Origin of the sequence: Corallococcus sp. EGB, from assembly GCF_019968905.1 — a bacterium.
Lineage (GTDB): Bacteria > Myxococcota > Myxococcia > Myxococcales > Myxococcaceae > Corallococcus.
This window is the reverse complement of sequence record NZ_CP079946.1, coordinates 1,092,012-1,106,234: the sequence shown is the minus strand read 5'-3', so window position 1 is coordinate 1,106,234 and position 14,223 is coordinate 1,092,012. Positions and strand designations below refer to the sequence as shown.

Here is a 14,223-nt window from a genome sequence, read left to right as displayed (position 1 = left end):
CGTGAAGGTCAGTAGGTGATGAAGCGCGAGTCCGTCAGCATGGCGATGCACACCACCGCCAGCGCCTGGTCGCGCTTCTTGAGGGTTTCGGCCCGGGCGGCGGCCTTGCGGAAGAACGCGGCGTAGCGGGCCAGCTCCTCACCGGCGAGCGGCGCGCCCCAGAACCGCGTGGACAGGTACACGAGCGTCTCGTTCACCTGCGAGTCCGTGAGCCTGGTCAAGTCGCTCATGGGCGAAGGCAGCGTGCGCCCCAGCGTGCGCAGGCTCACGTCCGCCTGCGCGATGTCCTTCTGCGCCTGGGCGATGCAGACCTTGCGCGCGCCGTCGTCCAGGAAGCGCGCGAAGACGAGGTTGGGCTCCGTGTTCTCCGACGTGATGAGCGCGTAGTCGGCGCGGCCCAGCGACTGGGCGCGCGACTCCAGCTCGTCCCACTCCATGCCCACGGCGATGCGGATGGACTCCTTGAGCTGCGCGACGGTGAGCCGGCGGGGCGCGCGGCCCACGCTGCCGCCCTGGGCCTCCGGGTCCGGCAGCGGATCGATTGAGTCCGTGTTCCCGTGCGGGTTGGGCACCGGGTCCAGCTGGGCGTCCAGCGGGACGGGCTTGGCGGGGGCGTCCACGGAGCCCTGGGTGCAGCCCGTGGCGAGCGCGAGCAGCGCGGTCAGCAGAAGGCGGCGCATCAGTCGATCCTCCGGTACGCGTCGGACATCACCACCTGCTCGATGAGGCCCTTGAGGCTGTGGTTGTTCTTGGCGAAGTCCTGCGACATCTGCTGGAGGTACAGCCGCTGCTCCTCGGCCGTCATGGCGCGGCCCAGGAACTCGTTCCAGATGCGCTTGACGGTGCAGCGCTCCAGGTCGCCCGTCTCCATCATGCGCTTCACCAGCGCCTGCGGACCGCCCTCGATGTTCTTCTCCTCATCCGCGGTGCGGTAGAGGTAGGTCTTCAGGAGGCCCAGCGAGCTGGCGCCGTCGCCGTCGAAGGCCTGCATCACGTACTGGCTGCACTCGCCGCCGCAGTTGGTGTCGCCGTTGATGGCGCAGTCGCGGCACTTCACGTCCAGGCGGGGGAACTGATCCGGGGACAGGAACAGCGCGGAGCGCTCCGCGTAGCGGCCCCAGTGCGCGCCCGTGGGCTCGATGGTGGCGTGGCAGTAGTTGCAGCCGCAGCGCTTGGCCAGGTTGTTCTCGCGGTTGCAGGCGTCGTCCGGGGGCGGCAGGTTCGCGTCCGCGGCCGGGGCGAAGTGCTTGCAGAGGAACGCCTCGTAGAACTCGTTGACGCGGGCGCGCTGCGTGGGGAAGCGGTAGAGGAACTCGGGCGTGGTGAGCACGCCGGAGTGCGTGTTGTCGCGGACGTACTCGCTCCACTGGGTGGCGTTCGCGTACGTCACGTCGGGCAGCGCGGCGGAGTCCACGGGGGACTTGATGCTGAAGACGCCCACGCCCTGGCGCTGCCGGTAGAACTCGGACAGCGGGCCGTTCATGAAGGAGCGGCGGGTGGTGAGGATGTTGAAGTAGGGCTCGTCGTTCCGCACCACGGAGTCCGTGATGTAGAGCGGCTCCTCGTTGAAGGCGGCGACGCGCGCGGTGTGCACCTCGGCGATTTCGCAGCGGCGCATCTTGTCGCCGCAGCCGCAGGTGCGGTCGCCGTTGAAGCGCGCCGTCTCACAGGACTCGCCGGTGTACGGGTTCGTCGGGCGGTTCTGCGCCTCCACGGCGCACACCTTCACGGCCTCCGTGGTGGTGGACCAGTAGGGCTGCACCGTCGTGGTGACGTAGCCCTCGCGCTGCACGCAGCCCTGCTGCGGCACCCAGGTGCCCTCGACGCCGTTGCGCCGCGCCATGGTGAAGCCGCAGCGGCTCAACGTCAGGGTGCCGGTTCCGCCCGGCGGCTGCACCCACGCGGTGATGACGCCCGTGGAAGGCGACGGCACCAGCACGTTGGTGGTGTTCTTGTTCGGGTCCGGCAGGCACAGGTAGCCCACGGACTTGCCCGCGGACGCCAGGAAGCGGTTGTCGCAGAAGTTCACGTACTTGCCGTACGTCGCGTCGGCCTTCAGCGCGTTGCAGTCCGCGAACTTCAGCTCCGGCGACGTGGAGGCCACGTCCAGCTGGCGGCACTGGTAGTAGTTCGTGTCGTAGTCGTAGCTGACCGGCAGCGGCACGCCCTGCGCGTCGCGGCAGGCGGGGGGCGTGGAGTTGTCCTGGTGCGCGTCCTGCGGGTTCGCCTTGCAGTTGTCCTGGGCAATCTCCCCGTCACAGCGCTGGCTCTGGCCGCCGCGAAGGCTGTTGGAGTTGTTGCCCGCGAAGCTCAGCGGCGTGCCGGACACGCGGTAGTCGCCGTTGCCCTGCACGCTCCCGTTGATGTTCGAGCGCAGCAGCGCGCGGTGGTACTCGCGCATCCGGGCGTAGAAGGACTCGTCCTTCATCATCGCGCGCACGTCTTCCGCGGTGACGGAGCCCTTCGCCTGGAACGCCTTGTACTCCTCCATGGTCGGAGGACGTCCCAGCAAATCGAGAGAAAGCTGCCGAAGATGCCGCTCCAAGGGAACCTTCGCCACGGGCGCGCACACCGCTTCTTCAGCGGCGACGGGCAAGGCGAACAGGAGGGCGGCGCCCGCCAGGGGGGCAAGGCAACGCACGCTGAACACGGGGAACCTCCGAGAGGGGGTCGGGGGTGACGCAGTGTTCAGAAGTATGAAGGAATTTCCGGTTTGAGATCCAGTTGCCCTAACCGATTCCATTCAACCGACATGTAGGCCCGGGCAGGCCTCCATCTGGCGGCCCTGTTGCAAGTGGGAGCGGACGCGGGCCACAAGGGGAGGCATGTCCAACGCCGCTTCCGGGTTCTCTCCCTCTCCTTCGTCCACCCAGGACCGCTCCTTCTTCATCGCGATTGGCGTGGTGTCCGCAGGCGCGCTGTCGCTGTTGGCGTGGCTGCTGCTCATCCGGCGCGGGGGCGCGGGGATGGGCGTGGACCTGCGGTTCATGCCGGCGGTGAACGCGGGGCTCAACGCGACGGCGGCGGCGCTGCTCACGGGCGGCTGGGTGGCCATCAAGCGCGGCGCGCGCAAGGTGCACCAGAACCTGATGGTGAGCGCGTTCATCGCGTCCTCGCTGTTCCTGGTGGGCTACCTCGCCTACCACTTCGTGCACGGGGACACGCGCTACGTGGGCGACTTCCGCGGGCTGTACCTGACGCTGCTGGCCAGCCACGTGCTGTTGTCCATGCCGGTGCTGCCGCTCGCGCTGGTGGCGTTCTACTTCTCCTGGCGGCAGCAGTTCGCCCGGCACCGCAAGGTGACGCGGTGGCTGGCGCCCATCTGGCTCTACGTGAGCGTCACCGGGGTGGTGGTGTTCTTCATGCTGCGCGGCGGCGTGCCCGCGGTGCCCTGAGGCGCCGCGCTACGACGCGGGCTGCACGGGGCCGCCGCTCGCGGGGGCAGGCACCTGCGTGGGCCCCGCGGTGATTCCCGCCCCCCGGGGCAGGCGCACGGTGAAGGTGGAGCCCTGTCCCTCCACGCTGTTCACGGCGAGCGTCCCGCCGTGCAGCTCCACCATGCGGCGCGCGCTGGCCAGGCCCACGCCGCTGCCGGACACCTCCTGGGACACGTTGCCGCCGCGGTGGAAGCGCTCGAAGACGAAGGGCAGGTCCACCGTCGGGATGCCGATGCCCTGGTCCGTCACGGCGAGCAGCACGAACTGCTGCCCCTCGCCCTCCTCCACCGACAGGCGCACGGTGACGGTGGAGCCCGCGGTGCTGTACTTCACCGCGTTGCCCATCAGGTTCTCCAGCACGCGCTCCAGGGCGTGCGCGTCCCACTCGCCGGTGAAGTCGCGCCCCTCCGGCGCCTCCAGGACGAAGGGGTGGCGGGACGCGTTGGCCTCCAGCTCCCGCACCTTGCCGCGCACCATGGCCAGCAGGTCCATGGGCTCGCGCTTGAGCGGGCGCTCCTGGCCGCGCGTCACCTCCAGGAAGTGGTCGATGAGCTCGCCCATGCGGTGGGCCGCGCGCACGATGTGGCCCAGGCGCGTCTCCAGCGCGGGCGTCATCGCGGAGGCGGGAATCTGCCGGCGCAGCACCTGGGCGTTGAGCGTCATGATCTGCAGCGGGCCCTTGAGGTCGTGCGTCGCCAGCGAGAAGAGCTCGTCGCGCACGGCCAGGGCCTCGCGGGCGGCGGCCTCGGCGCGCTCGGCGCGCAGGCGGCGCTCCTCCAGCTCGCGCGTCATGCGCACCGTCTCCACCGCGGCGCGCAGGCTGAGGCGCAGGCGCTCCGGGCTGAAGACCTCCTTCACCAGATAGTCCTGGGCGCCGGCCTTCATGGCCTCCACCGCCACGCGCTCGTTGCCGCTGCCGGTGAGCACCACCACGGCCGGCACCCGGGCCAGTCCCAGCTCCCCCAGTTGCCGGAGCAGGGTCACGCCGTTCATGCCGGGCAGGTGGTAGTCCAGGAGCATCGCGTCCACCGCGTTCGCGGACAGGTACGCCAGCGCGTCCTCCGCGTTGGACAGGGACACCACCTCCCACTGCATGTCCGGGTCACGTGCCAGGGCGCGGCTGACCGCGAGGCGGTCCGCCATGCCGTCATCCACCAGCAGCACTCGCAGGCTCATGCCTCCGGCTCCTGCGCCGCTGGCAGGCGCGCGGCCTTGAACCAGAAGGCGTGGAGCGCTTCGGCGGTGGCCTGCAGCTGGGGGCCAATCTCCGGCTTGAAGAGGTAGCTGTTGGCGCCGTCCGCGTAGGCGCCCTCCACGTCCCCTGTCTCCAGGGAGGAGGAGAAGATGATGACGGGGATGGAGCGCAGGTCGGGGTCCGCCTTCAGCGTGGCCAGCACGTCGCGCCCGCTGATGCCGGGCATGTGCAGATCCAACAGGACGAGGGCCGGGCGCTCCGCGTCCGCGTGGCTGCCCCGCCGGTAGAGGTAGTCCAGCGCGTTCTCGCCGTCGCGCACGCGCACCACGGGCACGGGCAGGGGCAGCCGCTTCGCGATGCGCATCAGCGCCTCCGCGTCCGGGTCGCTGTCCTCCACCAGCAGCAACGGGTTCATGGCCGCGGTCCCTTGCCCAGCGTGAAGGAGAAGGTGGAGCCCTGCCCCGGCGCGGAGTCCACCCAGAGCGCGCCGCCATGCAGCGACACCAGCCGGCGCGCGATGGCGAGCCCCGCCCCCGAGCCGCCGCCATAGGCCTGCGCGGGATGCAGGCGGCGGAACAGCTCGAAGATGGCCTCGTGGAACTGCGGAGCGATGCCGATGCCCGGGTCCTTCACGTAGAAAAGGTAGGGCGCGTCAACGTGCCGCGCCGCCTCCGGTCGCGCTTCGCCCGGCCCCACGAAGCCCACCTCCACCCAGCGGGGCTCGGCTGTCTGGTACTTGGCCGCGTTGCTGATGAGGTTGGCCCACACCTGGCGGATGCGGACGGCGTCACAGGCCACGGTGGGCAGGCGGCGGGGCAGGCGGACCTCCACCCTGCCCTCCTCCAGCCTCGCGCCCAGGGTCATGAGCACATCCTCCACCAGGGCCTGCTGATCCGCCTCCGCCCAGGACAGCTCCAGCCGGCCCAGGCGGCTGAATTCGAAGAGGTCGTCGAGCAGGCCGTAGGTGCGCTTCGCCAGCCACGCCAGGGCGTCCAGTTGCTGCCGGCCGTCCTCGCCCAGCGTGGCGCCGAAGTCCTCCTGGAGGAAGGAGCTGTACTGGAGGATGCCGCGCAGCGGCTCCTTGAGGTCATGCGCCACGGTGCCGCCGAACGCGTCCAGCTCCGCGTTGGAGCGGGCCAGCTCGCGCGACAGCCGGCCCAGCTCCTCCGCGTGCCGCAGCACCACGCCCACCAGCGCGCCCCTGAGCGCGCGCGCGGCCTCCAGGTCCTGCGCGGACCACGGCATGGAGGCGCCCCGCACCTCCTCGCGCCACGCGTCGAAGGACGCGCGGGGGCGCAGCCGCTCATGGCCCGGCTCCGGGCGCACGGGCTTGTTCGGGTTGCCGGCCCACGTCACCGTGCGCGCCACCTCCGGGCGGAACCACAGCGCGTAGTGCGGCACGGATGGGTCCAGGCGCACCGCCAGGAGTCCCGCGGCCACGTCCGCGCGAGAGGCCAGCGGCGGGTACACGGCTCCCAGCCGGTCCACGTGGAAGGGCTCATCGGACGGCGTCCGCTGCGCAAGCCACGCCACCAGGGCGCGCACCTCCTCCGCGGAGGGCGTGGTGCCGAGCAGCAGGGGCGAGGCCTCCGGACCCGCGCTCACGCCCAGCACGAGCGCGATACCGTGAGCGCCCGTCAGCTCCATCAAGAGCGGGGCCTGGGCCTCCAACGCCTTCGCGGGGCTGCGCTCCCCCAGTCCCGGCAGGACCAGCGCGTTGAGCAGCGCCGCGCGGCGCGCCTGGCCCGCGGCCTCCAGGCTCCGCTCCTCCGCGGAGAGCTGGAGTGACAACAGCCGCGCCAGCACCTCGCACGCCTGACGACGCGCGGCGGACACCGTCCGGGGCGTCAGGTGGTGACAGGCCATCAGCCCCCAGAGCTGCCCGTCCTTGAGCAGCGACACGCTGAAGGACGCGCCCACGCCCATGTTGCGCAGGTACTCCAGGTGGACTTCCGACACGCCGCGGAGCGCGGAGCCGGACAAATCCAACGGGCGCCGGGTGCCGGGCAGTACCGGCGGCACCAGCCCCACGACCTTCGCGTTCACGTCCGCGATGAGGCGCACGGGGTTGCGCGTGTAGAGGGCGCGCGCCTGCGCGGGGATGTCGCTCGCCGGGTAGTGCAGGCCCATGAAGGAGTCCACGCCCTCGCGCACGCTCTCCGCCACGACCTCGCCGTGGAAGTCCGCGTGGAAGCGGTAGACCATCACCCGGTCGTAGCCGATGAGCTCGCGCACCGCGTCCGCGGCCTCCTGGAGCAGCGCGACCGTCCCCTTCGCGCGCGCCAGCGGCGACACCAGCCGCTGCACCGCGCCCAGCGCGGTCTCCTCCGCGCCCACGTCCCCGGCGGCCAGCGGCTCCAGCTCCAGCACGCGCAGGCCGTCACTCTCATGCAGGAGCGCGGAGCAGTGCTGTCCGGACACCTCCACGACGACGGGCCCCGGCCCCGCGTGCGCCTCCACGCGCGCGAGCAGTCCGTGCGGCAGCACGCCGGAGAGGGGCTTGCCCAGCAGCGCGTCCGGCCCGGCGCCCAGCAGCGCGTCCGCGTTCGCGCTCACGACCGCGACGGCCTGCGTGTCCCGCTGGAAGGCGACGAGCACGCCTCGGGGTTGGATGCCGCCCAGCAGGTGGATGGGCTCACGGTCGCAGACGCTGAGGTCGGCATCAGAGACGGACGGGGGCATCGTGCTCTCGCGTCATCCAGGCAGCGAATGCGTCGAAGGTGTCGCGGGCGCCTTGAACGACGGCCGCGTCGAAGGTGTCGGAGGCGGCCCGCTGGGACGCCTGGGTGAGGACCGCGCCGAAGGCACGCCACATGGGGCCCACCCGGTCGCCGTAGGCCCGGACGAAGGCGAAGGTCCCCACGCCCGCGTCCGGACCGAAGTGGCGCCGCAGGTGGCGCAGGATGAGCTGGCCGCCCAGCGTGGAGCCCTCCAGCACGTACGCGCAGCCCAGGGCCTCCGCCAGCCCCGTCAGCGACGGCAACGGAGCGGCGCGCGGCAGCCGCGCGATCGACCCCGCGTCGTGCCCCATGGCGCGCAGGTCCTCTTCCAGGAGCGGCGTCTTCCAGCGCGACGCCAGCTCCAACGCCGGCTCCAGGGAGGACAGGGGCCCGGCGAGCCGCGCCTCCAACGGCAGGTAGAGCCCGTGGAAGTCCTCCAGTTGGCGCCGGTAGTCCGCGGGCGTCAGGTGCGCGTCCATCAGACGCAACACGCCCTCCGTGCGCTCATGGTGGGAGCGCGTTTCCGTCTTCAGCCGCTGCAGCAGGTCCAAGGTCTCCGGAGGATGGGAAGCGGAGGGGCGGCTGGAAAGAACCCATTGCGGCGAATGTTGGCCGTTCATCGCAGGGGACTGTTCGCCGTCCACCCCCGCACGTGCGGGAAGACGCACGCGCCGTGGGGGCTCGCGAAGGGCCTGTTTCCCCGCCACCACTCCGCGCGGTGACTCGACCCCCTGAGTCACCCTGTCTTTACGGGCTGCGACACACCGCGTTAGCCTGGAAGCTCAACAGCTTGGCTTCCCGCGTCATGCGGGAAAAGGGGTCTCGACGATGCCGTTCACCCTTCCTCCGCGCTACGGGCTGTACGAGCCGGAGACCGAGCACGACGCATGCGGTGTGGGCTTCGTGGCCCACATCCGGGGACAGCGCTCCCGGGGCATCGTGGAGGACGCGCTGGAGCTGCTCAACCGGCTGAGCCACCGCGCCGCGGCGGGGCGAGACCCGGAGACGGGCGACGGCGCCGGCATCCTGGTGCAGCTGCCGCACCGCTTCTTCAACCACGAAGCGCCGCGGCTGGGCTTCGAGCTGCCGCCGCGCCGCCAGTACGGCGTGGCGCAGGTGTTCCTGCCGCCGGAGCCGGAGGCGCGCCGCGCGTGCGAGGCGCTGTTCGAGGACGTGGTGGAGGAGGAGGGGCAGCGGCTGCTCGGCTGGCGCGACGTGCCGGTGGCGCCGGAGGAGCTGGGGCCGCTCGCCCGGGAGGCGGCGCCGGTCATCCGGCAGCTCTTCATCGCGCGGCGGCGCGTGGTGCCCAGCGCCTTCGAGCGCAAGCTCTACCGCATCCGCAAGCTGGTGGAGAACCGCGTGCTGGCGCGCGGCGTGGATCCGCGGGGGCGCTTCCACGTGGCCAGCTGTTCGTCGGAGACGCTCATCTACAAGGGGCTCCTGCTGCCCCGGCAGCTGCCGCGCTTCTACGCGGACCTGCGGCACCCGGAGTTCGTCAGCGCGCTGGCGCTGGTGCACTCGCGCTTCTCCACCAACACCTTCCCCACGTGGGAGCTGGCGCAGCCGTTCCGCTTCATCGCGCACAACGGTGAAATCAACACCCTGCGTGGCAACCGCAACTGGATGACGGCGCGGCGCGGGCTGCTCCAGACGGCGAAGCTGGGCGGGAGCCTGGAGCCGCTGTGGCCCATCATCGTCCCGGGCAAGAGCGACTCCGCGCAGTTCGACAACATGGTGGAGCTGCTCTACCTGGGCGGCCGCACCCTGCCCCACGCGATGATGATGATGATCCCGGAGGCGTGGGAGGGTCACAAGCAGATGGGCGACGAGCGCCGCGCCTTCTACGAGTACTCCGCGTCCCTGCTGGAGCCGTGGGACGGCCCCGCGGCCATCGCGTTCACGGACGGGCAGCTCATTGGCGCGACGCTGGACCGCAACGGCCTGCGCCCCGCGCGCTACCTGGTGACGGAGGACGACCGCATCATCCTGGCGTCGGAGACGGGCGTCATCGACGTGCCCTCGTCGCAGGTGCGCCGCAAGGGCCGGCTGACGCCGGGCCGCATGCTGCTGGTGGACACCACCGAAGGGCGCATCCTGGAGGACGAGGAGGTGAAGCGCGACATCACCTCGCGCTGGCCCTACCGCCGCTGGCTCCAGCGCAACGTCTTCACCTTCGAGGACCTGCCCTCGGTCCCGGCCCCCGCGCGCGTGAAGGGCGAGGCGCTGTGGCGGCTTCAGCGCGCGTTCGGCTACACGGACGAGGACGTGCGCACCACGCTGGTCCCCATGGCGGAGACGGGCAAGGAGCCCACGGGCTCCATGGGCACGGACACGCCGCTGGCGGTGCTGAGCGACCAGGCCCCCACCCTCTTCAACTACTTCCACCAGCTCTTCGCGCAGGTGACCAACCCGCCCATCGACCCGCTGCGCGAGGCGCTGGTCATGACGCTGGCCACCGCGCTGGGCCCGGAGGGCAACACCTTCGAGGAGACGCCGGAGCAGTGCCACCGGCTGTCGCTGCCCGGCCCCATCCTCACCAATGGACAGCTGGCGCGGCTGGCGAACCTGCGCGGCGACACCGGCCTCTTCGAGCCGCGTCCCTTGAGCCTGCTGTATCCGCACGCGGGCGGCGCGGCGGTGGCGCTGGAGGTCGCGGTGGAGCGGCTGTGCACCGCGGCGGTGGAGGCGGTGGACGCGGGCGCGAGCATCCTCGTGTTGAGCGACCGGGGCGTGGACTCGGCGCACGCCGCCATCCCCGCGCTGCTGGCCGTGTCCGCGGTGCATCAGCGCCTGGTGCGCGACGGCACGCGCATGTACACGGGCATCGTGCTGGAGACGGCGGAGGCGCGCGAGGTGCACCACTTCGCGTGCCTGTTCGCCTACGGCGTGTCCGCGGTGAACCCGTACCTGGCGCTCGACACGCTGCGCGCGCTGGCGGACGCGGGTGAGCTGAAGGTGGACGAGGACAAGGCGCAGGCGCAGTACCTCCACGGCCTGGAGGAGGGCCTGCTCAAGGTGATGTCCAAGATGGGCATCTCCACGCTCCAGTCCTACCGCGGCTCGCAGCTCTTCGAGGCGGTGGGCCTGCAGCGAAGCCTCATCGAGAAGCACTTCACCGGCACGTCGTCGCGCGTGGAGGGCGTGGGCCTGCCGGAATTGGGGCGCGAGGTGGTGGAGCGGCACGCGCGCGGCTTCGGCCCGGCCGCGGACGCGGAGGAGCACCTGTTGCCGGTGGGCGGGCAGTTCCGCTGGCGCCGCCAGGGCGAGCGGCACAAGTGGAACCCGGCCACCGTGGCGAAGCTCCAGGCGGCGGTGCGCGCGAACGACGCGGCGCTGTTCCAGGAGTACTCGAAGCTGGCGGACGATGAGACGCGCGAGCACAGCAACCTGCGCGGCCTCCTGGACGTGGTGACGGACGGCTGCACGCCGGTGCCGCTGGAGGAGGTGGAGCCCGCGCGGGAGCTGGCGCGGCGGTTCGTCACCGGCGCCATGTCCTTCGGGTCCATCAGCGCGGAGGCGCACGAGACGCTGGCCATCGCGATGAACCGGCTGGGCGGCCGGTCCAACAGCGGCGAGGGCGGCGAGGAGTCCCGCCGCTACACCAAGGACCCCAACGGCGACTCGCGCCGCAGCGCCATCAAGCAGGTGGCCAGCGCGCGCTTCGGGGTCACCGCCGAGTACCTGGTCAACGCGGACGAGCTTCAAATCAAGATGGCCCAGGGCGCCAAGCCCGGCGAGGGCGGCCAGCTGCCGGGCCACAAGGTGGATGAGCGGATTGCCCGCGTGCGCTGGAGCACGCCGGGCGTGACGCTCATCTCCCCGCCGCCGCACCACGACATCTACTCCATCGAGGACCTGGCGCAGCTCATCTACGACCTCCAGTCCGTGAACGCGAAGGCGCGCGTGAGCGTGAAGCTGGTGAGCGAGGTGGGCGTGGGCACCATCGCCGCGGGCGTGGCCAAGGCGGGCGCGGGCTGCGTGGTGGTGGCGGGCTACGAGGGCGGCACGGGCGCCTCTCCCCTCTCCAGCCTCCAGCACGCGGGCCTGCCGTGGGAGCTGGGGCTGGCGGAGACGCAGCAGGTGCTGGTGCACAACGGCCTGCGCTCGCGCATCCGCGTGCAGGTGGACGGCGGGCTGCGCACCGCGCGCGACGTGCTGGTGGCGGCGCTGCTGGGCGCGGAGGAGTTCGGCCTGGCCACCGCGAGCCTCGTGTCCGTGGGCTGCATCATGCTGCGCAAGTGCCACCTCAACACCTGCTCGGCGGGCATCGCCACGCAGGACGCGGCCCTGCGCGAGCGCTACCAGGGCACGCCCGAGAACGTCGTGAACTTCTTCCTCCTCCTGGCGGAGGACCTGCGCCGGTCCATGGCGCAGCTGGGTGCGCGCACGCTGGATGAGCTGGTGGGCCGGGTGGACCGCTTGCGCCAGCGCGAGGCGGTGGACCACTGGAAGGCGCGCAAGGTGGACCTGTCCGCCCTGCTCACCGCGCCGGCCGCGCCGGCCACCGAGCCGCGCCACTGCCAGACGCCGCACCGCAAGGACGTGTCGGACCACCTGGACCACGAGCTGCTCACGAAGGCGCAGTCCGTGCTCGCGGGCGGGCCGCCGCTGATGCTGTCCATGCCGGTGGCGAACACGCACCGCGCGGTGGGCGCCATGCTGTCCGGTGAGATTGCCCGCCGCCACGGCGCGCAGGGGCTGCCGGACGGGAAGCTGCGGGTGAAGCTGAAGGGCTCCGCGGGCCAGAGCTTCGGCGCGTTCCTCGCGTCCGGCGTGACGCTGGAGCTGGAGGGCGACACCAACGACTACCTGGGCAAGGGACTGTCCGGCGGACGCATCATCGTCTACCCGCCGGAGGGCAGCCGCTTCGCGCCCGAGGAGAACGTGCTGGTGGGCAACACGGTGCTCTACGGCGCCACGGCCGGCGAGGTGTACCTGCGGGGCCTCGCGGGCGAGCGCTTCGCGGTGCGCAACAGCGGCGCGCAGGCGGTGGTGGAGGGCGTGGGCGACCACGGCTGCGAATACATGACGGGCGGCGTGGTGGTGGTGCTGGGCCAGACGGGCCGCAACTTCGCGGCCGGCATGAGCGGCGGCACCGCCTACGTGCTCGACCGCGAGCGCTCCTTCCGCGAGCGCTGCAACCTGGAGATGGTGGAGCTGGAGTCGCTGGTGGACGAGTCGGAGATCTGGCTCGTGCACGGGATGATTGAGCGCCACCTGCACCACACCGGCAGCGCGCTCGCGCGGCGGGTGCTCGACAACTGGGAGCTGATGGTGCCGCAGTTCATGAAGGTGATGCCGTCCGACTACAAGCGGGTGCTCCAGGCGCGGAGAGCCGCGCGCAGGCCGCCACCGGCCTCGGGTGTGCAGCAGCTCCACGTCGTTGGCGGGGGGGCCTGAGCCATGGGCAAGCCCACGGGTTTCATGGAGTGGCAGCGCGTCCACGCGCCCAAGCGGGACAAGGTGGAGCGCCTGGAGGACTGGCGTGAATTGCACCTGCCGCTGCCCGCGGACGAGGCGAAGCGGCAGGCGGGGCGCTGCATGGACTGCGGCGTCCCCTTCTGCCACCAGGGCTGTCCCCTGGGGAACCTCATCCCGGACTTCAACGACGCGGTGTACCGGGGCCAGTGGAAGGAGGCGTACCAGGTGCTCAGCCGCACCAACACCTTCCCGGAGTTCACCGGACGGCTGTGCCCCGCGCCGTGCGAGGCCGCGTGCGTGCTCGCCATCGACCGGGACGCGGTCACCATCGAGCAGATGGAGAAGGAGATCTCCGAGCGCGCCTTCGCGGAGGGCTGGGTGAAGGCCCGGCCTCCGGCGCGGCGCACGGGCAAGCGCGTGGCGGTGGTGGGCTCCGGGCCCGCGGGCCTGGCGGCGGCGGCGCAGCTCAACGCGGCCGGGCACAGCGTGACGGTGTACGAGAAGGACGCTCGCGCCGGAGGCCTGCTGCGCTACGGCATCCCGGACTTCAAGCTGGAGAAGGCGGTGCTGGACCGCCGGCTCGCGCTGATGGAGGCGGAGGGCATCGTCTTCCGCACCGGCGAGGACGTGGCGGTCACTCCCGGTTGGCGCGCGCTGCGCGAGCAGTACGACGGCGTGGTGCTGGCGCTGGGCGCGCGCAAGGCCCGCGAGCTGGACGTCCCGGGCCGCGAGCTGTCCGGCGTGGTGCAGGCCATGGACTACCTGGAGCACCAGAACCGGGTGGTGACGGCGGGCGCGCCGCCGGACGCGCGCCTGGAGGCCCGGGGCAGGCGGGTGATCATCCTGGGCGGCGGCGACACGGGCTCGGACTGCCTGGGCACGGCGCTGCGCCAGGGCGCGGTGAGCGTGACGCAGGTGGAGCTCCTGCCCGCGCCGCCGCAGGTGCGCTCGAAGGACAACCCGTGGCCGCGCTGGCCGCTGGTGTTCCGCACGTCGTCCAGCCAGGAGGAGGGCGGCGAGCGCGCCTTCGCGATGATGACGAAGCGGCTGGAGGGCGCGGACGGTCAGCTCGAGCGGCTGCACGCGGTGCGCGTGGAGGTGCAGCGCGAGCCGGGCGGCGCGATGAAGCTGGTGGAGGTCCCTGGCTCCGAGCAGGTGTTCGAGGTGGACCTGCTGGTGCTGGCCATGGGCTTCACCGGGCCGGACACGGACCGGCTGGTGGAGGAGCTGGGCGTGACGCTGTCTCCACGCGGCACGGTGCAGGTGGACGCGAGGTTCGCCACCTCCGCGCCGGGCGTGTACTGCGCGGGCGACGCCAGCCGGGGCGCGAGCCTCATCGTCTGGGCGCTCGCGGACGGCCGCGAGGCGGCGCGCGCGCTGGACACCTGGCTGTCCGGCGCCGCCTCCGCGCTGCCCACGCGCGGCCAGGACTGCGCGTTCTAGCGCCGCG

General features: G+C 71.9%; 9 protein-coding genes. 3 read left to right on the top strand and 6 right to left on the bottom strand.

The window, feature by feature from the left end:
* Nucleotides 1-8: 8 nt before the first annotated feature.
* Nucleotides 9-680: a hypothetical protein gene (locus tag KYK13_RS04555; RefSeq protein ID WP_223642264.1), complete on the bottom strand. Its 672-nt coding sequence runs from the start codon at nt 678-680 to the stop codon at nt 9-11.
* Nucleotides 680-2,491, bottom strand: coding sequence for a DUF1585 domain-containing protein (locus KYK13_RS04550; RefSeq protein WP_223642262.1), 1,812 nt, complete (start codon nt 2,489-2,491; stop codon nt 680-682). Before KYK13_RS04550 ends, KYK13_RS04555 begins: the two co-directional genes overlap by 1 nt.
* Before the next feature lie 334 nt (nt 2,492-2,825).
* Here KYK13_RS04550 and KYK13_RS04545 point away from each other — a divergent pair, with 334 nt between their 5' ends.
* Nucleotides 2,826-3,395, top strand: a complete 570-nt coding sequence (locus tag KYK13_RS04545; RefSeq protein ID WP_223642260.1) for a DUF420 domain-containing protein — start codon at nt 2,826-2,828, stop codon at nt 3,393-3,395.
* A 9-nt stretch (nt 3,396-3,404) separates the two neighbouring features.
* Here the strand turns inward: KYK13_RS04545 and KYK13_RS04540 are convergent, their stop codons facing one another.
* Genes KYK13_RS04540 through KYK13_RS04525 form a run of 4 tightly spaced genes read right to left on the bottom strand, consistent with a single transcriptional unit; the run spans nt 3,405 to nt 7,903 of the window.
* Complete coding sequence (locus KYK13_RS04540) at nt 3,405-4,613, bottom strand: hybrid sensor histidine kinase/response regulator (RefSeq protein WP_223642259.1); 1,209 nt, start codon at nt 4,611-4,613, stop codon at nt 3,405-3,407.
* Nucleotides 4,610-5,047, bottom strand: coding sequence for a response regulator (locus tag KYK13_RS04535; protein WP_223642258.1), 438 nt, complete (start codon nt 5,045-5,047; stop codon nt 4,610-4,612). Before KYK13_RS04535 ends, KYK13_RS04540 begins: the two co-directional genes overlap by 4 nt.
* Entirely contained in the window at nt 5,044-7,314 is a 2,271-nt protein-coding gene (locus KYK13_RS04530; protein WP_223642257.1) for an ATP-binding protein, read from the bottom strand. Before KYK13_RS04530 ends, KYK13_RS04535 begins: the two co-directional genes overlap by 4 nt.
* Entirely contained in the window at nt 7,295-7,903 is a 609-nt protein-coding gene (locus KYK13_RS04525) for a biliverdin-producing heme oxygenase (protein WP_223642256.1), read from the bottom strand. Before KYK13_RS04525 ends, KYK13_RS04530 begins: the two co-directional genes overlap by 20 nt.
* 277 nt (nt 7,904-8,180) lie before the next feature.
* On the opposite strand from KYK13_RS04525, the gene gltB reads away from it, so the two are divergent.
* Both gltB and KYK13_RS04515 read left to right on the top strand, forming a co-directional pair.
* Entirely contained in the window at nt 8,181-12,752 is a 4,572-nt protein-coding gene (gene gltB, locus KYK13_RS04520; RefSeq protein ID WP_223642255.1) for a glutamate synthase large subunit, read from the top strand.
* A 3-nt stretch (nt 12,753-12,755) separates the two neighbouring features.
* Nucleotides 12,756-14,216, top strand: a complete 1,461-nt coding sequence (locus KYK13_RS04515; protein WP_223642254.1) for a glutamate synthase subunit beta — start codon at nt 12,756-12,758, stop codon at nt 14,214-14,216.
* The last annotated feature ends 7 nt before the right edge of the window (nt 14,217-14,223 follow it).

Coding starts and splice junctions, on each gene's coding strand:
- KYK13_RS04530 (WP_223642257.1), bottom strand. CDS start 7,314: ATGCCCCCGTCCGTCTCTGATGCCGACCTCAGCGTCTGCGACCGTGAG.
- KYK13_RS04535 (WP_223642258.1), bottom strand. CDS start 5,047: ATGAACCCGTTGCTGCTGGTGGAGGACAGCGACCCGGACGCGGAGGCG.
- KYK13_RS04540 (WP_223642259.1), bottom strand. CDS start 4,613: ATGAGCCTGCGAGTGCTGCTGGTGGATGACGGCATGGCGGACCGCCTC.
- KYK13_RS04515 (WP_223642254.1), top strand. CDS start 12,756: ATGGGCAAGCCCACGGGTTTCATGGAGTGGCAGCGCGTCCACGCGCCC.
- KYK13_RS04545 (WP_223642260.1), top strand. CDS start 2,826: ATGTCCAACGCCGCTTCCGGGTTCTCTCCCTCTCCTTCGTCCACCCAG.
- gltB (WP_223642255.1), top strand. CDS start 8,181: ATGCCGTTCACCCTTCCTCCGCGCTACGGGCTGTACGAGCCGGAGACC.
- KYK13_RS04555 (WP_223642264.1), bottom strand. CDS start 680: ATGCGCCGCCTTCTGCTGACCGCGCTGCTCGCGCTCGCCACGGGCTGC.
- KYK13_RS04550 (WP_223642262.1), bottom strand. CDS start 2,491: ATGGAGGAGTACAAGGCGTTCCAGGCGAAGGGCTCCGTCACCGCGGAA.